This window comes from Reyranella sp., assembly GCF_965279465.1.
Taxonomy (GTDB): Bacteria; Pseudomonadota; Alphaproteobacteria; order Reyranellales; family Reyranellaceae; genus Reyranella.
The window spans coordinates 3,385,471-3,408,673 of sequence record NZ_OZ257242.1; the positions used below are offsets into that span (position 1 = coordinate 3,385,471).

A 23,203-nucleotide genomic window follows, 5' to 3' on the forward strand; every position below is an offset into this window, starting at 1 on the left:
GGGGCTCCTGCGGCGCAACAATCGCTTTTGCCCCGATCCGAAAGCGGGCTAAGAAGAGCGATATCAAAGGACTTCAGGGGGGAGCTGCTTCAAAAAGGGGCAGCCGTCGAATTTTGACCGATTTGCCGCAGAAACTGGGACTTTACGACCCGCGTAACGAACACGATTCGTGCGGCGTTGGCTTCGTGGCCAACATCAAGGGCGATAAATCCCACCATATCGTCCGACAGGGTTTGCAGATTCTCGTCAATCTCGACCACCGCGGCGCCGTCGGCGCCGATCCGCTGGTCGGCGACGGCGCCGGGTGCATGATCCAGACGCCGGATGCGCTGCTGCGCGATTGGGCGAAGAAGAGCGGATTCGACCTGCCCGAGCCGGGCCATTACGCCGTTGCGATGTGCTTCCTGCCGCAGAATGAAAAGGCGCAGGCTTTCGCGGTCAGGCGGCTCGAGCATTTCATCAAGGTCGAGGGTCAGACCCTGGTCGGCTGGCGCGACGTGCCGGTCGACACCACCGGGCTCGGCGACGCAGTCATCGAGCGCATGCCGGTAATGAAGATGGCGATCGTCGGTCGTAGCCCCAGGCTCGCCGACCAGGACGCTTTCGAGCGCAAGATCCTGGCGATTCGCAAGCAGACCCAGAACCCGCTGGTCGAGCTCGAGAAGAAGCACAAGCTGCCCGGCCTGTCGCAGCTCTACATGCCGTCCTTCTCGTCGCGGACGGTGGTTTACAAGGGCCTGCTGCTGGCGCCGCAGGTCGAGAGCTTCTACGAGGACCTGCGCAATCCGCTGACCCAGTCGGCGCTCTGCCTCGTCCATCAACGTTTCTCGACCAACACCTTCCCGTCGTGGAAGCTGGCGCATCCCTATCGCTTCATCGCCCACAACGGCGAGATCAATACCGTGCGCGGCAACGTCAACTGGATGTATGCCCGCCGCCGCACGATGGAATCCGACCTGATCGGCGCCGATCTCGACAAGATGTGGCCGATCATCCCGCACGGCCAGTCCGACACCGCCTGCCTCGACAACGCACTCGAGCTGCTGGTCAACGGCGGCTATTCGCTGTCGCATGCCATGATGATGCTGATTCCGGAGGCATGGGCCGGCAATCCGCTGATGGATGCCAAGCGCAAGGCCTTCTACGAGTATCACGCCGCGCTGATGGAGCCGTGGGATGGCCCGGCCTCGATCGCCTTCACCGACGGCCGCCAGATCGGCGCTACCCTCGACCGCAACGGCCTGCGCCCGGCGCGCTTCATCGTCACCGACGACGATCTCGTGGTGATGGCGTCGGAATCGGGGGTGCTGCCGATCCCCGAAGAGAAGATCGTGCGCAAATGGCGCCTGCAGCCCGGCAAGATGCTGCTGATCGACCTCGAGCAGGGCCGCATCGTGGAGGACGAGGAGCTGAAGCGCTCGCTCGCCGAGGCCGAGCCGTACGACGAGTGGCTGAAGCAGACGCAGTACAAGCTCGAGGAACTCAGCGAGCTGCCCGACGCGCCGCTTCCGGCGCCGTCGAACGACCCGACGACCCTGCTCGATCGCCAGCAGGCGTTCGGATACACGCAGGAGGACATCAACTTCTTCCTCGAGCCGATGAGCAAGGAGCCGGACGATCCGATCGGCTCGATGGGCACCGACACGCCGATCGCGGTGCTGTCGCGCAAGCCCAAGCTGCTCTACAACTACTTCAAGCAGAACTTCGCCCAGGTCACCAACCCGCCGATCGATCCGATCCGCGAGGAGCTGGTGATGTCGCTGGTCTCGATGATCGGCCCGCGCCCGAACCTGCTCGGCCAGCATGCCGGCACGCACAAGCGGCTCGAGGTGATGCAGCCGGTGCTGACCAATGCCGAACTGGAGAAGATCCGCTCGATCGAGGAACTGCTCGACGGTGCGTTCCGCACGGCCACCATCGACACCACCTGGCTCGCCACCGAAGGTGCTGCCGGCCTGGAAAGAGCGCTCGACCGCGTGTGCGCCGAGGCGACCGACTGCGTGCTGGCGGACCGCAACATCCTCATTCTCTCGGATCGCGCGGTGTCCGCCGAGCGCGTGCCGATCCCGGCGCTGCTGGCGACGGCGGCGGTGCACCATCACCTGATCCGGCGCGGCCTGCGTACCCAGACAGGCCTCGTCGTCGAGTCGGGTGAGGTGCGCGAGGTCCATCATTTCTGCTGCCTCGCCGGTTACGGTGCCGAAGCGATCAATCCATACCTCGCCTTCGAGACGCTGGAGGCGCTCCGCCTCCAGAACGGCCTGCCGATCGAGGCCTATGAGGTGCAGAAGAATTACATCAAGGCAGTCGGCAAGGGCCTGCTGAAAGTCATGTCCAAGATGGGCATCTCGACCTACCAGTCCTATTGCGGCGCGCAGATCTTCGACGCCGTCGGACTTCATTCGGGCTTCGTCGAGAAGTATTTCACCGGGACGGCGACCACGATCGAGGGCGCCGGCTGGCAGGAGGTCGCCGAAGAGACGGTGCGCCGCCATCGCGACGCCTACGGCGACAATCCGATCTACCGCACTATGTTGGACCCTGGGGGTGACTATGCGTTCCGCCTGCGCGGCGAGGACCATGCCTGGACGCCCGAGTCGGTGGCCAAGCTGCAGCACGCGGTGCGCGGCAACAATTCGGCCGAGTACAAAGCCTTCGCCCAGACGATCAACGAGCAGAGCGAGCGGCTGTTGACCATCCGCGGCCTGATGGAGCTGAAGTGGGCCGACACGCCGGTGCCGATCGACGAGGTCGAGCCGGCGGCGGACATCGTCAAGCGATTCGCGACCGGCGCGATGAGCTTCGGCTCGATCAGCCGAGAGGCGCACACCACTCTCGCCATCGCCATGAACCGGATCGGCGGCAAGTCGAACACGGGGGAGGGGGGCGAGGAGGCGGATCGGTTCAAGCCGATGGCCAATGGCGATTCGATGCGCTCGGCGATCAAGCAGGTCGCTTCGGGCCGCTTCGGCGTTACGACCGAGTATCTGGTCAACGCCGACGACATCCAGATCAAGATGGCGCAGGGCGCCAAGCCGGGTGAGGGCGGCCAGCTTCCCGGTCACAAGGTCGACGAGAACATTGCTCGTGTGCGCCGCTCGACGGCCGGGGTCGGCCTGATCTCGCCGCCGCCGCATCACGACATCTATTCGATCGAGGATCTGGCGCAGCTCATCCACGACCTCAAGAACGCCAATCCGCGTGCACGCGTGTCGGTGAAGCTGGTGTCCGAGGTGGGCGTCGGCACGGTCGCCGCGGGCGTCAGCAAGGCGCGCGCCGACCATGTGACGATCTCGGGCTTCGAGGGCGGCACGGGTGCGTCGCCGCTGACGTCGCTGACCCATGCCGGCTCGCCGTGGGAGATCGGCCTCGCCGAGACACAGCAGACGCTGGTGCTGAACGGCCTGCGCGGACGCATTGCCGTCCAGGTCGATGGCGGACTGCGGACCGGCCGCGACGTCGCGATCGGCGCGCTGCTCGGCGCCGACGAGTTCGGCTTCGCCACGGCGCCGCTGATCGCCGCCGGTTGCATCATGATGCGCAAGTGCCATCTGAACACCTGCCCGGTCGGCGTGGCGACCCAGGATCCGGTGCTGCGCAGGCGCTTCACCGGCCAGCCCGAGCATGTGATCAACTACTTCTTCTTTGTTGCCGAGGAACTGCGCGAGATCATGGCGCGGCTGGGCTTCCGGACGATCAACGAAATGATCGGCCGCGTCGACAAGATCGACATGCGCTGCGCCGTCGATCACTGGAAGGCAGGCGGCGTCGATCTCACCAAGCTGCTGCACCAGATGCCGGCCAAGGCCGGCGTCGCGATCTGGAACAGCGAGCGGCAGGACCATGGGCTCGACAAGGCTCTCGATCACCGGTTGATCGAGGCGGCCCAGCCGGCCCTCGAAAATGGCCAGCCGGTGCAGGTCGAGCTCCCCGTCGGCAACGTCAACCGCACGGTCGGCGCCATGCTGTCGGGCGAGGTCGCCAGGCGCTACGGCCACGCCGGCCTGCCGGAAGATACGATTTCTGTGCGCCTGACGGGCACGGCGGGCCAGAGCTTCGGCGCCTTCCTGGCGCATGGCGTGTCGCTCGAACTGTCGGGCGACGGCAACGACTATGTCGGCAAGGGCCTGTCCGGCGGCCGGGTTGTGGTGCGCCAACCGGTTGGATCGAATCGCAATCCGCTGGAGAACATCATCGTCGGCAACACCGTGCTCTATGGCGCGATCGCCGGAGAAGCCTACTTCGAGGGCGTGGCCGGCGAGCGTTTCGCTGTTCGCAATTCGGGCGCGGTCTGCGTCGTCGAAGGCACCGGCGATCATGGCTGCGAGTACATGACCGGCGGCGTGGTCGTCGTGCTGGGCGACACCGGGCGCAACTTCGCCGCCGGCATGTCGGGCGGCGTGGCCTACGTCTACGACCCCAAGGCGCGCTTCAAGGATCTGTGCAATCCGGCGATGGTCGAGATGGAGACGGTCGGCGGTCTGTCGAGTGAGCCGCTCGACGATCCGGGACGGCCGCGCCAGCGTAGCGTGGATGTCGAGGACAACGGCATGGGCGACGTGCTGCGCTTTGATGCCGAGCGGCTGCGCATCCTGGTCGAACGGCACCATCTCCATACCGGCAGCGCGCGGGCGCGTGAGCTGCTCGAGGATTGGGACCGGGCACTGCCGTGCTTCGTCAAGGTGATGCCCAAGGATTACAAGCGCGCGCTTCAGCAGGCACGCGATCGGGCGGCGGCAAAGGCCGTCGCGGCGGAGTAGGGCGTATGGGTTTGGTTAACGGCTTCCTCGAGATCGAGCGCAAGGAGCGGCCTTACGAGAAGGTCGAGGCCCGCCTCAAGACGTGGAGGGAGTTCATCCATCCGCTGCCGCCGGCCGAGGTCGGCAAGCAGGGGGCGCGCTGCATGGACTGCGGCATCCCGTTCTGCCACAACGGCTGCCCGGTCAATAACATCATCCCGGAGTGGAACGAGCTGGTGCGCCGTGACCGCTGGCGCGATGCGCTCGAGGTGCTGCACTCGACCAACAACTTCCCGGAATTCACCGGCCGTATCTGCCCCGCGCCGTGCGAGGCGGCCTGCACGCTGAACATCGATGACAATCCGGTGACGATCAAATCGATCGAATGCGCCATCATCGACCGCGGCTGGGAAGAGGGCTGGATCAAGCCGGTGGTCGCGGCGAAGAAGACCGGCAAGCGAGTCGCCGTCGTCGGCTCCGGACCGGCGGGTATGGCCTGCGCCCAGCAGCTCGCGCGTGCGGGCCATTCCGTGACGCTGTTCGAGAAAGCCGACCGGATTGGCGGCCTGCTGCGCTACGGAATTCCCGACTTCAAGATGGAGAAACACCTCATCGACCGGCGCATGCGGCAGATGGAGGCCGAGGGCGTGGAGTTCCGCACCGGGGTCGAAGTCGGCGCCACGCTGGCGGTCAAGTCGCTGCTCGAAGGCTACGATGCCGTCGCCCTGACCGGTGGTGCGGAATGGCCGCGTGACCTGCCCGTGCCGGGCCGCGAACTGGCCGGCATCCATTTCGCGATGGATTTCCTGGTGCCGCAGAACAAGCGGGTCGCCGGCGACGACGAGGCGCGGGCAGCGCCCAAGGGCACGATCAGTGCCAAGGGCAAGCATGTCGTCGTGATCGGCGGCGGCGATACCGGGTCGGACTGCGTCGGCACCTCGAATCGGCAGGGGGCGGCCTCGGTCACCCAGCTCGAGGTCATGCCGCGGCCACCCGAAAAAGAGAACAAAGCGCTGACATGGCCCGATTGGCCGCTCAAGATGCGCACTTCCTCCTCGCATGAGGAGGGTGCGGAGCGCGATTTCGCGGTCCTGACCAAGCGGGCGCTGGGGACGAACGGCAAGGTCGAAGCCCTTGAATGCGTCCGCGTCGCTGGCGCCGGCGGGGCGATGAAGGAGATCGAGGGCAGCGGCTTCCGGCTGAAGGCGGATCTCGTCCTGCTGGCGATGGGTTTCCTGGGGCCGCGCAAGCCGGGAATGGTCGAGCAGTCAGGGGTGGCGCTGGACGCTCGCGGCAACGTCGCGGCAAACGTCCAGGACTATAAAACCTCGATTCCAAGGCTATTTGCGGCCGGAGACATGCGCCGGGGCCAATCCCTGGTGGTTTGGGCCATCCGGGAGGGGCGCCAGTGCGCCCGGGCGATCGACGAAGGATTGATGGGTGCGACGACGCTCCCCCGCTAGTCCGCCCGAGCACCTGCTTTTGGGCCGATTGGACTGTGGCGCAAAAGCCACGAGCGCGGAGGATAAGGTTTTCGCCGGCTGAAAACGGGAGATATGGCCCCACATCTCCTGTATGGAGTTCGCGTACGAGAATTCGGTAGTTCGTTCCAAACGATAGGGAGTGTGAGTTGATCAAGAAAGTTTTGGCTGCCGCGGCCGCGATGGTTGCCTTGCCTGTACTGGCACAGGCCCAGCCGCTCCAGTATCCGGGTTTCTATGCCGGCATCGAAGGCGGTGGGAACTGGATGTTCAACAGCACCGTGACCACGTGGTTCGGCCAGCCCGGGACGATGTATCCGCAGTTCGGCTGGGCAGCCGGCGGCATGATCGGTTACGACTTCGTCGGCCCGAGGGTCGAGCTCGAAGGAATCTACCGCAACAACAAGTCCACGATGGGCAGCGGTAACTTCAATTCGTTCGGCGTGAACAAGGACGACATCGCCGTGATGGCGAACCTCCTGTATGACTTCAATGCAGGTGGGACGATCGTTCCGTACATCGGCGCTGGCGCCGGTATCGCGTTCGTCCGTACGTCGGCGTTCAATATCGCGCAGGATACGACGCAGTTTGCGTATCAGGCGATCGTGGGTGTCGGCTACAACATCGACCCGATGTTCCGCGTCAACGTCGACGCGCGCTACTACGGCACGACGAACCCGTATCTGGGCGGCACCGGCTACACCAACAACAACCTCAGCGCGATGCTGAGCCTGCAGGTCAAGTTCGGCGCGCCGCCGGCCGTCGCGCCGCCGCCGCCGCCGCCGGCTGCCGCGCCGTCGTACATGGTGTTCTTCGACTGGGACCGCTCGAACCTGTCGCAGCAGGCCCTGAACACGATCAAGCAGGCCGCCGGCGCCTACAAGACCAAGGGCAGCGCGCGGATCACGGCGACCGGCCACACCGACACGTCGGGTCCGGAAGCCTACAACATGGCGCTGTCGCTGCGCCGTGCGAACACGGTCAAGGACGCGCTGGTGCGTGAAGGCGTGCCGGCGACGTCGATTGCGGTGGTCGGCCGCGGCGAGCAGGGCCTCCTGGTGCAGACCGGCGACGGCGTTCGCGAGCCGCAGAACCGTCGCGTCGAGATCGTCATCCAGTAAGGCACACGCCTGGATCGAGAAAAAGGCGGCCAAGAGGCCGCCTTTTTTGTGGCCCGGATGCCACACATAGCGGAAAATAAGGGAAGTGGCGCACTGAGAAGTCACGGTCTGGCGCTAAATCGCCTATAGTGGCTCCAGCGGGGTGCGAGAGTTCAGCCGAGCTATTTAAGGGAGAAATAAGGTGATCAAGAAGGTTCTAGTTGCCGCGGCCGCGATGGTTGCCTTGCCTGTGCTGGCACAGGCCCAGCCGCTCCAGTATCCGGGTTTCTATGCCGGCATCGAAGGCGGTGGGAACTGGATGTTCAACAGCACCGTGACCACGTGGTTCGGCCAGCCCGGGACGATGTATCCGCAGTTCGGCTGGGCAGCCGGCGGCATGATCGGTTACGACTTCGTCGGCCCGAGGGTCGAGCTCGAAGGAATCTACCGCAACAACAAGTCCACGATGGGCAGCGGTGCCTTCAATTCGTTCGGCGTGAACAAGGACGACATCGCCGTGATGGCGAACCTCCTGTATGATTTCAATGCAGGTGGCACGATCGTCCCGTACATCGGCGCTGGCGCCGGTATCGCGTTCGTCCGTACGTCGGCGTTCAATATCGCGCAGGATACGACGCAGTTTGCCTATCAGGCGATCGTGGGTGTCGGCTATAACATCGACCCGATGTTCCGCGTCAACGTCGACGCGCGCTACTACGGCACGACGAACCCGTATCTGGGCGGCACCGGCTACACCAACAACAACCTCAGCGCGATGCTGAGCCTGCAGGTCAAGTTCGGCGCGCCGCCGGCCGTCGCGCCGCCGCCGCCGCCGCCGCCGGTTGCCGCGCCGTCGTACATGGTGTTCTTCGACTGGGACCGCTCGAATCTGTCGCAGCAGGCTCTGAACACGATCAAGCAGGCCGCCGGCGCCTACAAGACCAAGGGCAGCGCGCGGATCACGGCGACGGGCCACACCGACACGACGGGCACGGAAGCCTACAACATGGCGCTGTCGCTGCGCCGTGCGAACACGGTCAAGGACGCGCTGGTGCGTGAAGGCGTGCCGGCGACGGCGATCTCGGTGATCGGCAAGGGCGAGAGCCAGCTGCTGGTCCAGACGGGCGACGGCGTGCGCGAGCCTCAGAACCGCCGCGTCGAGATCGTCATCCAGTAAGACACACGCCTGGATCGAGAAAAAGGCGGCCAAGAGGCCGCCTTTTTTGCGTCTGGCGCCTGCAAGGCAGTCTCAAGCGGCGGCGAGATAGAGCGCGAACAGGGAACCGCCGACGGCAGGCAGACGCCCCTTTGTGCAGCACCTCGGGGATCATGGCGCGCGTCTCGCCATCGCGAGAGCTCTTCGATTCGAGGAACTGCGCAGCGACATAGTAGAGGACACCGAGCGCGAAGCCGCCCGCTGTCAATGTGCCGGCGGGAAGCGCCAGGATGCAGGCCAGCAGCTCGCAGGAGGAATTCATCTTCAGCGCGAGCGTTACACCGATGATGACAGAGTTGTCGTGGCCAACCCGAGCAGGCGCCCTTGCACGGGTCCAAGATGCTGATTGCCACTTCCATCCCCTCGCATGGCAATATTACTGCTGTATTGCACGATAATGTTACGCCGCACCTCGCCGCCACCGATGTTTGCGCGCAAGCCTTCAATTCAGTTCAAGGAAAAGTTGCTCTACGGTCCGTTTGGGGAGGGTTGCTGGGTGGGCCGCTTTGCGAAACGGGGAAACATGAAACTCCTGCTAATCCAGGGCGCGAACATGGAATATCTCGGTCGGCGCCAACCCGAACTCTACGGCACGACCACGGCCAAGGAGCTGGATGCCATCCTGCGACGGCAGGCGCGCGCACTCGGCGTGAGCCTCGACATCCTCTACACCAACACCGAAGGCGAGGCGGTGTCTGCGATCTTCAAGGCCGATCGCGCGCGGGTGGACGGTATCCTGTTCAATCCCGCTGGCTTCCTGCACGCGGGACATGCCCTGCGCGACTGCCTCAGGTCGATCAGCGCGCCGGCGATCGAGATTCACATGACCAACATCGAGAAGCGCGGTTACGGATCGATCACCGCCGAGGCGGCGGTCGGAATGATCGCGGGCTTTGGCGTCGATTCCTACATACTGGCGCTGCAGGCGATGGTGGCGCGGCTGTCCTAGCCGCGCCACCGCCCGGTCGCCAGAGTGGCAGGCGCATAGTCGCCGAATACCCAATCGAAAGGCAGCGCGCCGCGCCGGCGCCAGCCCCGCGCGATCGCGAGTCTCCAGCTGCGTTGCGTGCCCGTAGGCTGCCCGGCTGCAGCGGTCCAGTCGATAGTCGCGGTGCCCTGGAGCTGCAGGAGGTCTCCGGTCGCGAAGTCGATGAACAGCAGCCCGCAGCGTGGATCGCCGAGCAGGTTGCCCAGCGTGTTGAAGAACCGGTTGCCGCGGAAATCGGGGACGACGAGCGTGTCCTCCTGCACATCGACGAAGCCCGGACGCCCGCCGCGATGCGAGACGTCGAGGCCCCCGCTTTCACCGACGCCATCACGCGATCGGCTGGCGACGAACAGCGTATCCGCCGTCTCGATCAGCCGGCGGGCGGACGCATCGATACCAGTCAAGGCCTCGGCCGCCAACGGCGATCGCGCGTGGGCCGTCGGCGTCCGTGTCTGGATGTATTGCGCGCAGTTGCCAAAGCTCTGCTCGACAGCGACCGTTAGGCCCTTGTCGTCGAGCGCGGAGACGGTTCCATTGGCACGGTTGCGGCGGCGCGTGGAGAGATCGAGGCCGAGCAGGCCTACCCTGTTGCCCGCCGCGAGGCCGGCTGCGGCGGGATCGCCCGCCGAGGGTAGCGCGGCGATGCGGAGCGTCCGCGGATCGGGCGATTGTGCGAAGCCCGCCGCACCGGACAGCACGGACGCTACAGGCCAGCCGTCGGCATCGAGTGTCGCGGTGAACAGATAAGGCAAAAGGCGGAAGAATTCGCGATGCTGGTCGGGCAGGAACGGCCGGATTGCGGCGCGTCCGGCGCGCTGGCCGGCCAGCGTCTGTGCGGCGAGCTCGTCTGCGTGGAAGGAAAGGAATTCACCGTCCTGCGGACTCATGTCAGCCCCCGCGGCAGCTCGTCGCCCAGCACCTTCGGATCGTACCAGGACGCGCCCTCGGATCGCCAGATATGGACCTGCGGCCGGTCTCTCACCTCGGTGTCGAGACAACCCAGACGCAGCAGAACGACCGGCTGCGCGACGCGTTCGGCCATGAGATGCGATCCGCACCCCGTGCAGAAGCGGCGAAATTTCCCGGGCGAGGATTCGAAAGCGCCGAGCCGTTCGTGGCCGCGGGTCCAGCGGAAGGCCTCGCGCGGCACCGCCGTTACGGAGGAGAAGGCCGAACCATGCGTCTTGCGGCAGGTCTGGCAATGGCAATGAACGATGCGCGCGAGGGGCGCGTCGGCCTCATAGGCGATCGCGCCGCAAAGACAGCTTCCGGTCAGCATCGGCTCCTCCGTGTGGAACCCGACTATGGGAATTGCCGCTCTTGCGAGAAATAGACACTATCCAAAGACAGAATTCCAATATCTGGAATGACCGGTGGATCGTCTCGACGAGCTCGCGATCTTCGTGCGGATCGTGGAAGAGAGCAGCCTGATCCGGGCGGCCGGCCGGCTGCGCCGCTCGGCGCCGGCCGTGACGCGGGCGCTCGCCGCGCTCGAGACCCGATTGGGGGTGCGACTGATTGATCGAACGACGCGGCGTCTGGCGCCGACCGAAGCTGGCCGTGTGCTCTACGACAGGGCGCGTATCGTGCTCGACGACTACGAGGCCGCGACGCTCGGTGTGCGGGACGCGTCGGTGCGCGGCCTGTTGCGCGTAGCCGCGCCGGTCCAGTTCGGCCGCCGCCACGTCGCGCCGATCGTCACCGCCTTCCTGGACGCCCATGCCGATGCGGAGGTCGAACTGTTGCTCAACGACCACAATGTCGATCTCATCGACGAGGCGATCGACGTCGCCGTGCGCATCGGGGTTCTGGCCGACTCTGGGCTCGCGGCACGCGCCGTCGGCGAGGTGAGGCGGCTGTGGGTGGCGAGCCCCGTCTATGTCCGGAGCCGGGGTGTGCCGAAGACGCCCGAGGACCTGGTCGGCCATGAGGCGGTCCTTGGAACTTTCCGGACGGCGCCATCGTGGGATTTCGCGCGGTCCCGACGAGGAGCGGTGAGGATGGCCGCCCGGCTGAGGTCCGACGACATCGAGACGCGGCTCCGGGCCGTGCTGGAGGGCCGCGGCATCGGCCAGTTCCTATCGTACCAGGTTGCAGACGATCTCGCGGCCGGCCGGCTGGTGCGCCTGCTGCGCGCTCACGAGCAGCAGGCGATCCCGGTGCATCTGCTGACCAAGGGCCGGACCAACCGTGCGCCCAAGGTCGACGCCTTTCTCGACTTTGCGGCGCGGCGGTTGCTCGCTTTGCCCGTGCTCAGGCGGGAGCGGGGCAAATGATCTCCGCCGCTGGCCTCCGCCGCGCGGGGCCTAGAACAGCTGCAGGACGACGAACAGGCCGGCCGCGAACAGGACCGAACCGAGGAAAACGCACGCCGGCAGGGTCAGGACCCAGGCGGGTGTTGCGCAACGTTTCCGTCTGCAGCCCCGAGCGGTTGGCGGCCATCGTGCCGGCGATGCCGGACGACAGGATATGCGTCGTGCTGACCGGCAAGCCGTAGACGTCGGCGACGCCGATCGTAACCATGGCGACCATTTCGGCCGAGGCGCCCTGCGCATAGGTCAAATGCGACTTGCCGATCTTCTCGCCGACGGTGACGACGATGCGCTTCCAGCCGATCGTGGTGCCGAGGCCCAGCGCCACCGCGACGGCGATTTTCACCCACAGCGGGATGAAGTCTGTCAGGTCGGAGAGTTCGCTGCGCAGCTTCAGCAAGGTCGCCTTGTCCTTGGCATCGGTGATGATGCCCTACTTGACGACCTTGTTGACGCCCTCCTCGACCAGATCAACGTCGCGGCGCAGGCGCGACCGCTGTTCGACCGACAATTCGCCGATCGTCTTGATGTGGCTCACGACGTTGGCGACGGCGCCGTTCTTCACGGCGAGCGAGCTCATGGTCTGTGGCGTCACCTTGCCGGTGGTCAAGAAGCGCGACAGCTCGGCGTCGGCCACGGCATTGGCCATGGCGTCGCTCGAGTCCGGCGCCTTGCCCATCACCGGCGCGGCCGCCTGCGAGGCCGCCACGATCGACTGCATGCGGTCGGGTGAGGTCGCGAGGTTGAGCGCATAGGTCGCCGGCACCACGCCGATGAGGATAAGCATGATGAGGCCCATCCCCTTCTGGCCGTCGTTCGAGCCGTGCGCGAAGCTCACGCCGGTGCAGGTCAGGACCAGCAGGCCGCGGATCCACAGCGGCGGAGGCGTTTTGCCTTCGGGCGACCGGTAGAGCGCCGGATTCCTGATGACGGCCTTGGCGGCCAGCAGCAGCAGGGCTGCGGCCACGAAGCCAACCACCGGCGAGATGAGCAGCGCCATTGCAGTGTCTTGAACCTTGCCCCAGTTCACGCCTTCGCCGAACTGCTGTCCGCTCGAGAGAAGCGAGTTCATCAGGCCGACACCGACGATCGAGCCGATCAGCGTGTGCGAGGACGAGGCCGGCAGGCCGAGATACCAGGTGCCGACGTTCCAGATGATCGCCGACAGCAGCAAGGCGAACACCATGGCGAAACCCGCCCCCGATCCGACGTCGAGGATCAGCTCGACCGGCAAGAGCGCAACGATGCCGAAGGCGACCGCCCCCGAAGAGGTGAGCACACCGAGGAAGTTCCATACGCCCGACCAGATCACCGCCTGGTAAGGCGTCAGCGTATGAGTGTAGATCACGGTGGCGACGGCGTTCGCCGTATCGTGGAAGCCGTTGACGAACTCGAAGCTCAACGCCAGCAACAGCGCAGCGACGAGCAGGGTGATCGTGCCGATGCCGACCGCGCTGCCGAAGAAGATTCCACTTTCCAGATACCCCAGGTTCAAATAGTCGACAGGAGGCTCGCGGGCTGGTCCTCCCCGGGGGCCGACGCTGCCCGCGAATCGTCGATGTCGATCCGAAGGCGTCTAGTGCTTGCCGTGATGCTCGGCGTGACGCTTGCTCGCCTCGCCGGCGTGATGCGTGGCGTGAGCGGAGTGACCGTGTGCCGAATGGGCGTGGTGAGCGGCGGTCTCATGCGCATCCGCTTCGTGATGCTTGGCGGCCTCGCGATGGTGCCTGGCGGCGTGCTCGTGATGTTCGGCTGCGGCGTGATGGTGCTCGACGATCTTGTCTTTGGACATGATGCCCTCCGTCCGGCTAACGGCGAAGCTCCTGCCTCGTCGCCGGCCGACTTTAGGAAGGTGATGTTGCGTGGCCGTGAAGAACCGGCCGCAGTCGGTATGAAGATCAGTCCGGCGTCACGCCGAAGCGGCGCTGCCAGAATTCGCGGCTACGGCGCTCGCCGACATCGCAGCCGAGCTCGTACTCGGGGTGCACGAACTTGGTGTAGTCGTCGTCGGCCCGCACGCGAGGTCGCCCCGCCTGGGCAAGCTGAATGCCGTCACGCAAGGTTGCCAGGCCGTCGATATCGAAATCCTGTCGCGGACCGGTATCCGCCACCTCCTGCAGGAGTTTTTTCCGCACCGCGCGGGGAAAGTCCTCGAAGCTGTGTGCCACCTCGACGAAGGACCGCGGGCCGCCCGTCACGCAATGCAGGTAGTAGCGATCGAGGTCGGTCTCGTTGGGGAAACCGAAAGGATTGGGCCGGTCGTTCATGATCGGCAGGCCATTGATGACGATGCGGTCCTTGAGCGCCTCATAACGCATCTCGGTCACCAGGCCGCCGTCGTTGTTGGAGCCGTCGCCCGAAACGTCGAGCACCTTGCGCTGCGGTTCATAGGGACTGCGACCGAACAGCGGGATGGCGTAGCGGATCGCGCCGCTGATCGAGGTCCGGCGCGCGATCGAAATCGGCGCTTCGCCGAGCCGCGTCGCGAAAGCCTGGATCGCCGCCTCGCTGTCGAGCAGCGTCCAGTCGATTAGCAGCTTCTGCATCCAGGAGTCGGACCATTCGAAATACGAGACGGCGATGCGGCCGTTGGCGCCGCCCAGGATGGCCTTGATGATCGCCGGATCGCGGAAGGCATTCACATAGCCTTCGCGCTGCAGGCGCGCCTCGTCGGGGTCGATGCTGCCGGAGATGTCGATTCCCAGCGCCAGCGCGAGGTCGACCTCCTGCTTGTCCTGCGCGGCAGCCGGCGACGCGGCCAGCATGAGGGCAGACAGGATCAGGGCGAACAGGCAAACGAGAGCACGCATGAACGGTCTCCGCGTCGATCTCCAGCGGAACGCAAAAAGCATACCGCCGGCGGCAGGGCACTGCTAGCTTTCCGCGAAAGATGTGGAGGGACATCGTGGATCTCAGCCTCAGCCCGCAGGATCAGGCCTTTCGCGACGAGGTGCGTGCCTTCCTCGACGAGAACCTCAGCGAGGACTTGCGCGAGGCCGGGCGCAAGACCGGCGGTGTATTCGCGGAAATGGAAGCGGGTCTGCGCTGGCACAAGGTGCTGGCCAGGCGCGGCTGGTCGGCGCCGACCTGGCCAGTCGAGCATGGCGGCACCGGCTGGAACGCCACCCAGCGCTACATCTTCGCGCGAGAGTCCACGGCCGTCGACGCGCCGCGCATCTTCTCGATGGGATTACGCATGGTGGGGCCCGTCATCATGAAATACGGAACGGCCGAGCAGAAGGCGAAGTACCTGCCGGCTATCGTCGCGGGCGACATCGTCTTCTGCCAGGGCTACTCCGAGCCAGGCTCGGGTTCCGACCTCGCCAGCCTCAAGACTCGCGCGGTGCGCGACGGCGGCGACTACGTGATCAACGGCACCAAGATCTGGACCACCGGCGCCCATGTCGCCGACCATATGTTCTGCCTCGTGCGCACTGCCACCGAGGGCAAGCCGCAGGACGGCATCTCCTTCGTGCTGATCGATTCGATGGACACGCCCGGCCTCAGCGTGAAGCCGATCATCACCCTGGCAGGCGACCATGAGGTGAACCAGGTGTTCTTCGACAACGTCCGCACCCCGGTCGCCAACCGCATCGGGCCGGAGAACGCCGGCTGGACGGTCGCCAAGTACCTGCTCGAGTTCGAGCGCGGCGGCGATGCCTACACGCCCAACCTCTATGCCCGTATCGAGGACGTGCGCCGCATCGCGCGCGAGGAGGCGGCCGACGGCTCGGGCCGGCTGATCGAGGAACGCGGCTTCACCGAGCGGCTGGCCGAGGCGGAACTCGCCATCCAGGCGCTCGAGATGATCGAGCTCCAGGTCCTGTCCGATCTCAGCAAGGGCCGAAACCCGGGCGCGGTGTCGTCCCAGATGAAGATCAGGGGGAGCGAGACGCTGCAGGCCATCGACCATCTCGGCATCGAGGCTCTGGCGTGGTACGCGGCCCCGTTCGAGCCCGAGGCGAGGTCGATCGGCCACAACCGGCCGACCATCGTTCCCGAGGCCGGCATCACCGCGATGCCGCTCTATCTCAACAATCGCGCATCGACGATCTATGCAGGCTCGAACGAGATCCAGCGCAACATCATCGCCAAGGCCGTCATGGGTCTCTGAGCATGGCTCTCTCGGCGACCGAGGCTCCGGGCCGGTCTGCGGGAACAGGCCCGAGGGCTCGGCGTTTGGATGAAGTGCAACGCCCGGTCCTGCCGCAGACGATCATGGGTTTCGTCCTTCGTACTTCTGGCCGCCACCAGATCGCGCTCGCCCTGCTAGCAGCCGGAGTGTTCGGGCTCTCGAGCGTGCCCCTGGAGCTGCAGCGGCGGATCGTCAACGACGCGATCACGAGCGGCGCCACCGAGACGATCTTCTGGCTCGCGGCCGCCTATGCCGGTGTCGCGCTGCTCGAGCAGGCGCTGAAGCTCGCGCTCAACCTCTATCGCGCGTGGGTGAGCGAGGACGCCGTGCGCAGCCTGCGCCGGACGCTCGAGGACATCCAGGAGGACGCCGGCGACGCAGGCGCCGCGGGCAAGCATGCCGCGATGGCAGTGGCCGAGGCCGAACCGATCGGCGGTTTCGTCGGCATGGCGATCTCCGAGCCGTTGCTCCAGATCGGCATCCTGGTGAGCGTCATCGGCTACATGACCTATCTCGAGCCCTGGGCACTGGCGCTGAGCGCGGGCTTCCTGTTGCCCCAGGTGCTGTTCGTGCCGCTTATGCAAAGGGCTATAAACCGCCGCGCGGAGAAGCGCATCCGCGTGCTGCGACGGGTCAGCGGCGACATCGTCGAGACGGGGGTGCCGACGGACGAACGTATCGAACGCGTCTTCGAGCTCAACATGGGCATCTACAAGATCAAGTACTCCATGAACCTGCTGATGAACTTCATGCATTACGGGGCGGTCGCCGTCGCGCTCGGGGTCGGCGGCTGGTTCGCGACCCAGAATCGCATCGAAGTCGGCACCGTGGTCGCCGTGGTTTCCGGCCTCGGCAAGCTCAACGACCCGTGGGGCGACCTGGTGAACTGGGCTCGCGAACTCTCGGTCGATTCGGTCAAGTATCGCCTGTTCGCCGACGCGGTGGGCCGACGAGGCCTTGCAACTGCCTGAATCGGAACAATATTGCGGCCATGAGCGATCCCTATTCCGTCCTCGGCGTGAGCCGGACAGCCTCGGATGCCGACATCCGCAAGGCCTTCCGCAAGCTCGCCAAGAAGCACCATCCGGACCTCAATCCGGGCGACAAGGCAGCCGAGGCCAAGTTCAAGGAAATCACCCAGGCCAACGACATCCTGTCCGACAAGGAGAAGCGCCGGCGCTTCGATGCCGGCGAGATCGATGCGACTGGCGCCGACGTGCCGCCGCGGGGTTTCTACCGCGACCAGGCGGGCGGGCCGGGTGGCTTCAAGTACCAGCGCGGCGGTGGGCACGAATCCTTCGTCGACATGGGTGACGTCTTTTCCCAGATGTTCGGCCAGCGAGGAGGGCAGCGCGGCGGCCGGGGCTTCGGCTTCGGCGGCGAGCGGCCGGGCTTCGACGAGGACGGCTTCGACATGGGCGGCATGCCGGTCACCTATACCCTCACCGTGCCGTTCCTGGTGGGAGCGCGCGGCGGCAAGCAGCGGGTCAACCTGCCGGACGGCCGTACGCTCGACATCGACGTGCCCGAAGGCACGAGCGACGGCACGACGCTACGGCTCAAGGGCCAGGGCATGCCCGGCGCCAAAGGCAAGCCGGCAGGCGATGCCTATGTCGAGGTCCGCGTGCAGCCGCACCCGTTCTTCGAGCCGCGCGACAATGACATCCATGTCGAGCTGCCGGTGACGGTCACCGAGGCGGTGCTCGGCGGCAAGGTCAAGGTGCCGACGGTCGGCGGCGCGGTGATGCTGAACGTGCCGGCGGGCTCCAATACCGGCAGCTCGCTGCGGCTCAAGGGCCGCGGCCTGCTCGATCGCAAGTCGGGTCAACGCGGCGACCAGTATGTGAAGCTCAAGATCGTGCTGCCCGACAAGCCAGACGACAAGTTGAAGGCGTTCCTGGAATCCTGGGAAGAAGGAAAGGCTCTGGATCCGCGTGCGTCCATGGAGCAGTTCACATGACCAGCCTCGACGAGCTGCTGCGCCTGCATGGCGTGACGACGGTCCACGTCGAGCGCTGGGTGGCGCGCGGCCTGTTGCGGCCGCGAGCGAGCGGCGAGAGCTGGAGCTTCGAGCAGGTCGACGTGGCGCGCGCCCGCCTGCTGGCCGAGCTGGGCGAAGACATCGGCTTCGACGACGACACCGTGGAGACGGTGGTCTCCCTCGTCGACCAGGTCCACACGCTGCGCGGCCAGCTCGGCCTGCTCGCCCGCGCCATCGCCGAGCAGCCGGCCGATACCCGCAAGGCGATCGCCGTCGCGCTGCAGCGCCTCGACGGGCGGTAGGATAACGCGCAATGAATTTAACCTTCTCCCCGGAAGGCGGGCCAGGACGGATCCGACAAGCCTAGGATGCGTGTCGACCGAGCGCGCGTACCTCTTCGACGCGACGCTCCATCGTCTTTCGCGAGGCCGTGCCGACGCCACCGATGATCGTGTCGCGCACCGGCGCGAAGCCCACGAAGCGCAGAATGTTGCGTTTCAGGTTCTTGAGGCCGTGGGCGCCGAAGTACCAGCGATAGACGAGCGCGGGCATGCCCATGGTGACGATGACGCGTGCCGATCGGCCCTCGAGGTGCTTGATCGGGAAGCCGCTCGGCCGATAGTCGAAGGCAAAGCCTGGTCGCAGCGTCTGCTCGAAGAAAGCCTTCAGCACCGCGGGCATGTCGCCAAGCCATAGCGGAAAGATGACCACCAGATGATTGGCCGCGCGGATCTGCTCCTGCGCCGCGACGATTGCGGCCGGCGCCTTGCCTTTCTCGAATTCTGCCTGGGAGTGCAGGAAGCCGAAATCGAGGCCGGCAACGTCGATGCGCTTGACGCTGTGCCCGGACTTCAGGGCGCCGTCCGCATAGGCGTCGGCGAGGCCGTGACACAGGCCTTTTCCGTTGGTATCGGGGTGCCCATTCAGGATCAGTATGTTGCGCTTCGCCGCGGCCATGCGGACCCTTCTTGCAGGGCCAGCCGGGGTCGGCATTGACCTGGATCAGGGCGGTGGGCGGGCCTTCATCTCCGCAGCGACTGCCACACGCGTTCGGCCGTCAGTGGCATGTCGAGATGGCGCACGCCGAGCGGCGCCAGCGCATCGAGCACGGCATTGGCGAACGCCGCCGGTGCGCCGTTGGTCGGCAGCTCGCCGACGCCCTTGAAGCCCAGGAAGTTGTTGGGCGAGGGCGTGACGATCGTCTCGACGGTGAAAGAGGGAACATCGTCCGCGCGCGGCAGGGCGTAGTCCATCAGCGTGCCGGTCAGGAGTTGGCCCGTTTCCTCGTCATATCGGGCCTCTTCCATCATGGCGTTGCCCAATCCGTGCACGATGCCGCCATGCATTTGGCCGTCGAGCAGGCGTGGATTGACCACGACGCCGCAGTCGGCGACGGCGACCAGCCGGTCCAGCACGATCTCGCCGGTGTCAGGATCGACCTCGACCTCGCAGGCCATGACGCCGGTCGGATAGGACTCGATCTTGTCGGCGAAGACGGCATCGCCGCTGAACGGCTTCCAGGCGGCGAGCTCGAGCAGGCCGATCCGCCGGTCGGTGCCGACGACCTCGAAGACGCCGTCGCGGAAAGCGATGTCAGCCGATGATGTCTCGAGCCGCTCGGCGGCGAGGTCGCGGCCGCGCTGGATCACGACGTCGGCCGCGCGCTTCAGGGTCGTGCCGCTGATGATGGTCGAGGACGAGCCGCCTGTGCCGCCGCCCCGCGGGATGGTGCGCGTGTCGCCCTGGCGCACTTCGATTCGGCCGATCGGCACGCCCAGCGCTTGCGACAGGAGCTGGGCGAACACCGTTTCGTGTCCCTGGCCCTGGCTCTGGGTGCCGAGTCGCGCGACCAACCGCTCCGGCTGGATATCGACGACCACATGCTCGTCGGCGATGCCGCCGGTGCCGTGCAGATGACACGACAGGCCGAAGCCGCGCCGCCTGCCGTTTGACTCGCTCGCCGCGCGCCGCGCCGCGAATCCTGGTTCGTCGGCGGTCCGCAGCGCCAAATCGAACAGGCTGACGCAGTCGGCGGCATCGTAGGTGTAGCCGCTGGCGGCGGCGTACGGCATGTCGGCTGGCTGGAGCAGGTTGAGCCGCCGCAGCTCTATGGCGCTGCGGCCGGTTTCGCGGGCGGCGAGATCGACCAGGCGTTCGAGCAGGAACAGCGCCTCGGGCTTGCCCGCGCCGCGGATCGCGTCGACCGGCACCGTGTTGGTGAAGGCGCAATCGAAGTCGACCCGGATGGCGGGGATGCGGTAGAGGCCGGAGATTACCTTGGCGAGGCCGGTCGTCGGGATGGTCGGCGCGAACATCGAGACATAGGCGCCGTAGTTCGATTCCGCCTTCACGCGCACGGCGAGGAAACGGCCGTCGGCATCGAGCGCCAGCGCGCCGGTCGCCACCAGATCGCGCGCGTGGCTGTCGGCCAGGGCAAGCTCGGCGCGCTCGCTCGTCCAGCGCAGGCCGCGCCCGAGCTTGCGGGTCGCCCAGGCGATGAGGACCGGCTCGGGATAGATCGGATATTTCGGGCCGAAGCCGCCGCCGACATCCTGCGTGACCAGGCGCAGCTTCTCCGGCGGGATATGCAGGATGCGCTCGCACATCAGGCGGTGCGGGATCTGCACGCCCTGCGAGGCGAAGGTGACGGTCACCACATCGTCGGCCGGTTCGTAAGCCGACCATGCTGCGCGCGTTTCCATATAGTGCACGACCTGGCGCGGCGAGCGGATCGAGAGCGTCGTGACGTGCGCGGCTTCGGCGAAGGCGGCGTCCGTTGCCGCGGCGTCGCCCTTGCTCCAGCGACACATCAGGTTTCCGGGTGCATCGTCATGCAGGAGCGGCGCGCCGGGTGCGAGTGCCTGCGCCACGGTGACGACGGCGGGCAGGGGATCGTAGACGACGGCCAGCGCCTCGGCGGCATCACGCGCCTGGTCGAGCGTGCCGGCGATCACCATGGCCACGATGTCGCCGACATGACGCACCTTGCCGATCGACATCGGCAGGTGCGGCGGCTCGCGATGGCGATTGCCGTCGGCGTCCTTGATCTCGCTGATCGCGGGCAGATGGCCGAGCCCGTCGGCCGCCGTATCCTCGGCCGTGTAGATTGCCACGACGCCCGGCATTGCGAGCGCCCCGGTCCGGTCGATCCCCACGATCTGCGCGTGCGCGTGCGGCGATCGCACGAACAGCACGGCAAGTGCGTCGGCCGGCGCGGTGTTGTCGGCGTAGCGGCCCTTGCCGGTGAGGAAGCGCTGGTCCTCGCGCCGAACCGGAGCGTTCATGGTCTCCACATGAAGATGATCATGGGTGGCTAAGCCGCCATTACATCGTTGATCACCTTCAGCGCGGCGTCGATGTCGGCGCGATTGACGTCGAGGTGGGTGACGGCGCGGATGCGGGTGGTGCTGCCGGCGCTCGTGCCCATGCCGACGCCGCGCTCATTGCAGGCCGCGACAAACTGCGCGCCTGTCATGCCCGGCTTCTTCACGTCGAAGAACACGAGATTGGTTTGCATGCGATCGACCTCGCATTCGAGGCCCTTGATGTTGGCGATGCCCGCGGCGAGACGGTGGGCGTTGTCGTGGTCCTCGGCGAGGCGGTTCCAGTTGTGCTCCAGTGCATAGAGCGCGGCGGCGGCGATCACGCCGGACTGGCGCATCGAGCCGCCCAGCATCTGCTTCTGGCGCCAGGCTTCCTTGATGAAATCCTTCGAGCCGGCGAGGGAAGCACCGACCGGCGCGCCGAGACCCTTGGTGTAGTCGAGCCACAGCGAGTCGACGCAGGCGGCGTAGTCCTTCGCCTTCGTTCCGGACTTCACCGCGGCGTTGCAGAGCCGCGCGCCGTCCATGTGCACGGCTAGGCCAGCCTCGTGCGCGACCTTGGACACGCCCTGCAGTGTGGCAAGCGGCCAGACCGTGCCGAAGCCGCCGTTGGAGGTGTTCTCTACCGAGACCAGCCGCGAGCGTGGCGCGTTGCGGCTGTTGGGATCGCGCAGCGCAGCTTTGACCTGGTCTGCGGTGAACACGCCGTTGGGACCGTCGAGCATGCGGATCATCACGCCGGAGTTGGCCGCCGTGCCGCCGGTCTCGGCGTTGATGATGTGGGCGGTCTTGTCGGCGATCACCTCGTCGCCGAGGCGGCAATGCACGCGGATTGCAGCCTGGTTGCACATCGTGCCGCTCGGCATGAAGACGGCGTCCTCCTTGCCCAGAAGCTCGCAGATGCGCTCGCGCAGCCGGTTGACGGTCGGGTCCTCGTACTTCTGCTCGTCGCCTACCTCGGCTTCGGCCATGGCCTTCCGCATGCCGGGCGAGGGCTTGGTCTTGGTGTCACTGTAGAGATCGATGAAACGGTTTTGCATGGCGCCTCGGATACTCCTGCGTCACCATAGCGGCAAACCCGGAGGGGAGGAAACATGAGCCAGTTTGCGGCCCAGCCCACAATGTCGGTCATGCCGGAGGAGCTGCTCTACGACGTCGACGGCGCGATCGCGACGGTGACGTTGAACGCGCCGCAGCGCATGAACACCATCTCGGGTCCGATGTTGCGTCAGCTTACCGAAGCGCTGGTGAGGGCCAACGAGGACCGCGACGTGCGCGTCGTCATCCTCACCGGCACCGGCCGCGCCTTCTGCGCCGGGTTGAACCTGGAGGCGCAGAGCAAGGGCACGGACAATCTCTCGGTCGGCTCGGGCGCGACGCCGACCAACATCGACCTGCGCAACACGCCGCCGCCGGTATTGCACGCCATGGACAAGCCGGTGATCGCCGCGCTCAACGGCTCGGCGGCCGGCTACGGCCTCGACCTGGCGCTCGGCGCCGACATCCGGATCATGGCGCAGTCGGCCAAGCTGGCGGCGTCCTACGCCAAGCGCGGCGTGCTGCCGGAGTCGGGCGGGACCTGGTACCTGCCGCGCATGCTGGGCTGGGCGAAGGCCGCCGAGCTGATCTTCACCGGCCGCACGCTCACCGCTGCGCAATCGCTCGAGATCGGCCTGGTGAACAGGGTCGTGCCGGATGCTGAGGTGCTTGGCGCCGCGCGGGAAATGGCGCTGGAGATTGCGGCGAATGCGCCGCTCGCCATCCAGGCCGCCAAACGCATGATGCGCATGGCCTGGAACGAACCGTTCAACGAGCACGTGCACCATGTCTTCCTGCAATTGCTGCCGCTGATGCAGACCGAGGACATGAAGGAGGGCATCAAGGCCTTCCTCGAGAAGCGCGAACCGCAGTTCAAGGGGCGATAGGAG

Annotated in this window: 18 protein-coding genes and 1 pseudogene; 11 read left to right on the plus strand and 8 right to left on the minus strand. The window is 66.2% G+C overall.

Annotated elements, in window-relative coordinates:
- Window positions 1-110 precede the first annotated feature (110 nt).
- The 5 genes from gltB (at window position 111) to ACQY8M_RS16585 (ending at window position 9,485) form a co-directional block, all read left to right on the plus strand.
- Window positions 111-4,760, plus strand: a complete 4,650-nt coding sequence (gene gltB / locus ACQY8M_RS16565) for a glutamate synthase large subunit (protein ID WP_428675374.1) — start codon at window positions 111-113, stop codon at window positions 4,758-4,760.
- A 5-nt stretch (window positions 4,761-4,765) separates the two neighbouring features.
- On the plus strand, window positions 4,766-6,202 hold the full coding sequence (locus ACQY8M_RS16570; RefSeq protein WP_428674118.1) for a glutamate synthase subunit beta: 1,437 nt from the start codon (window positions 4,766-4,768) through the stop codon (window positions 6,200-6,202).
- A 167-nt stretch (window positions 6,203-6,369) separates the two neighbouring features.
- Window positions 6,370-7,341 carry an OmpA family protein gene (locus tag ACQY8M_RS16575; RefSeq protein WP_428674120.1) on the plus strand — a complete coding sequence of 324 codons (972 nt, stop codon included), beginning with the start codon at window positions 6,370-6,372 and terminating at the stop codon, window positions 7,339-7,341.
- A 181-nt stretch (window positions 7,342-7,522) separates the two neighbouring features.
- Window positions 7,523-8,497: an OmpA family protein gene (locus tag ACQY8M_RS16580; RefSeq protein ID WP_428674122.1), complete on the plus strand. Its 975-nt coding sequence runs from the start codon at window positions 7,523-7,525 to the stop codon at window positions 8,495-8,497.
- A gap of 562 nt (window positions 8,498-9,059) precedes the next feature.
- Window positions 9,060-9,485, plus strand: coding sequence for a type II 3-dehydroquinate dehydratase (locus ACQY8M_RS16585; protein WP_428674124.1), 426 nt, complete (start codon window positions 9,060-9,062; stop codon window positions 9,483-9,485).
- Here the strand turns inward: ACQY8M_RS16585 and ACQY8M_RS16590 are convergent.
- Together ACQY8M_RS16590 and ACQY8M_RS16595 are read right to left on the minus strand one after the other, a co-directional pair.
- Entirely contained in the window at window positions 9,482-10,411 is a 930-nt protein-coding gene (locus tag ACQY8M_RS16590; RefSeq protein WP_428674126.1) for a pyridoxamine 5'-phosphate oxidase family protein, read from the minus strand. The two genes, ACQY8M_RS16585 and ACQY8M_RS16590, sit on opposite strands and share 4 nt — an antisense overlap.
- The gene (locus ACQY8M_RS16595) at window positions 10,408-10,803 is read right to left on the minus strand and encodes a GFA family protein (protein WP_428674128.1); all 396 of its coding nucleotides are present in this window, start codon (window positions 10,801-10,803) and stop codon (window positions 10,408-10,410) included. Before ACQY8M_RS16595 ends, ACQY8M_RS16590 begins: the two co-directional genes overlap by 4 nt.
- A 94-nt stretch (window positions 10,804-10,897) precedes the next feature.
- On the opposite strand from ACQY8M_RS16595, the gene ACQY8M_RS16600 reads away from it, so the two are divergent.
- Entirely contained in the window at window positions 10,898-11,800 is a 903-nt protein-coding gene (locus tag ACQY8M_RS16600; RefSeq protein ID WP_428674130.1) for a LysR family transcriptional regulator, read from the plus strand.
- 30 nt (window positions 11,801-11,830) lie between these two features.
- On the opposite strand, the pseudogene ACQY8M_RS16605 reads toward ACQY8M_RS16600, so the two are convergent.
- The 3 genes and pseudogenes from ACQY8M_RS16605 to ACQY8M_RS16615 all read right to left on the minus strand — a co-directional run.
- A pseudogene (locus ACQY8M_RS16605) lies at window positions 11,831-13,265 on the minus strand (inorganic phosphate transporter); the annotation flags it as partial.
- A 147-nt stretch (window positions 13,266-13,412) separates the two neighbouring features.
- Window positions 13,413-13,628, minus strand: a complete 216-nt coding sequence (locus ACQY8M_RS16610; protein WP_428674132.1) for a hypothetical protein — start codon at window positions 13,626-13,628, stop codon at window positions 13,413-13,415.
- Window positions 13,629-13,734: 106 nt separating this feature from the next.
- Complete coding sequence (locus ACQY8M_RS16615; RefSeq protein ID WP_428674134.1) at window positions 13,735-14,646, minus strand: DUF1194 domain-containing protein; 912 nt, start codon at window positions 14,644-14,646, stop codon at window positions 13,735-13,737.
- 95 nt (window positions 14,647-14,741) lie between these two features.
- Here ACQY8M_RS16615 and ACQY8M_RS16620 point away from each other — a divergent pair, with 95 nt between their 5' ends.
- The 4 genes from ACQY8M_RS16620 (at window position 14,742) to ACQY8M_RS16635 (ending at window position 18,254) form a co-directional block, all read left to right on the plus strand.
- Window positions 14,742-15,950: an acyl-CoA dehydrogenase family protein gene (locus tag ACQY8M_RS16620; RefSeq protein WP_428674136.1), complete on the plus strand. Its 1,209-nt coding sequence runs from the start codon at window positions 14,742-14,744 to the stop codon at window positions 15,948-15,950.
- A 104-nt stretch (window positions 15,951-16,054) separates the two neighbouring features.
- Window positions 16,055-16,942, plus strand: coding sequence for an ABC transporter ATP-binding protein (locus ACQY8M_RS16625; protein WP_428674138.1), 888 nt, complete (start codon window positions 16,055-16,057; stop codon window positions 16,940-16,942).
- A 20-nt stretch (window positions 16,943-16,962) separates the two neighbouring features.
- Window positions 16,963-17,931: a DnaJ C-terminal domain-containing protein gene (locus ACQY8M_RS16630; RefSeq protein ID WP_428674140.1), complete on the plus strand. Its 969-nt coding sequence runs from the start codon at window positions 16,963-16,965 to the stop codon at window positions 17,929-17,931.
- On the plus strand, window positions 17,928-18,254 hold the full coding sequence (locus tag ACQY8M_RS16635) for a MerR family transcriptional regulator (RefSeq protein WP_428674142.1): 327 nt from the start codon (window positions 17,928-17,930) through the stop codon (window positions 18,252-18,254). The genes ACQY8M_RS16630 and ACQY8M_RS16635 overlap by 4 nt, the downstream gene beginning before the upstream one ends.
- Window positions 18,255-18,315: 61 nt before the next feature.
- Here the strand turns inward: ACQY8M_RS16635 and ACQY8M_RS16640 are convergent, their stop codons facing one another.
- The 3 genes from ACQY8M_RS16640 to ACQY8M_RS16650 form a co-directional block, all read right to left on the minus strand.
- Complete coding sequence (locus tag ACQY8M_RS16640; protein WP_428674144.1) at window positions 18,316-18,909, minus strand: NAD(P)H-dependent oxidoreductase; 594 nt, start codon at window positions 18,907-18,909, stop codon at window positions 18,316-18,318.
- Between the two features lie 65 nt (window positions 18,910-18,974).
- Window positions 18,975-21,236, minus strand: coding sequence for a xanthine dehydrogenase family protein molybdopterin-binding subunit (locus tag ACQY8M_RS16645; protein ID WP_428674146.1), 2,262 nt, complete (start codon window positions 21,234-21,236; stop codon window positions 18,975-18,977).
- Between the two features lie 29 nt (window positions 21,237-21,265).
- Window positions 21,266-22,315, minus strand: a complete 1,050-nt coding sequence (locus tag ACQY8M_RS16650; protein ID WP_428674148.1) for a threonine aldolase family protein — start codon at window positions 22,313-22,315, stop codon at window positions 21,266-21,268.
- An 81-nt stretch (window positions 22,316-22,396) separates the two neighbouring features.
- Between ACQY8M_RS16650 and ACQY8M_RS16655 the strand changes: the two genes are divergently transcribed.
- On the plus strand, window positions 22,397-23,200 hold the full coding sequence (locus ACQY8M_RS16655) for an enoyl-CoA hydratase/isomerase family protein (protein ID WP_428675375.1): 804 nt from the start codon (window positions 22,397-22,399) through the stop codon (window positions 23,198-23,200).
- The last annotated feature ends 3 nt before the right edge of the window (window positions 23,201-23,203 follow it).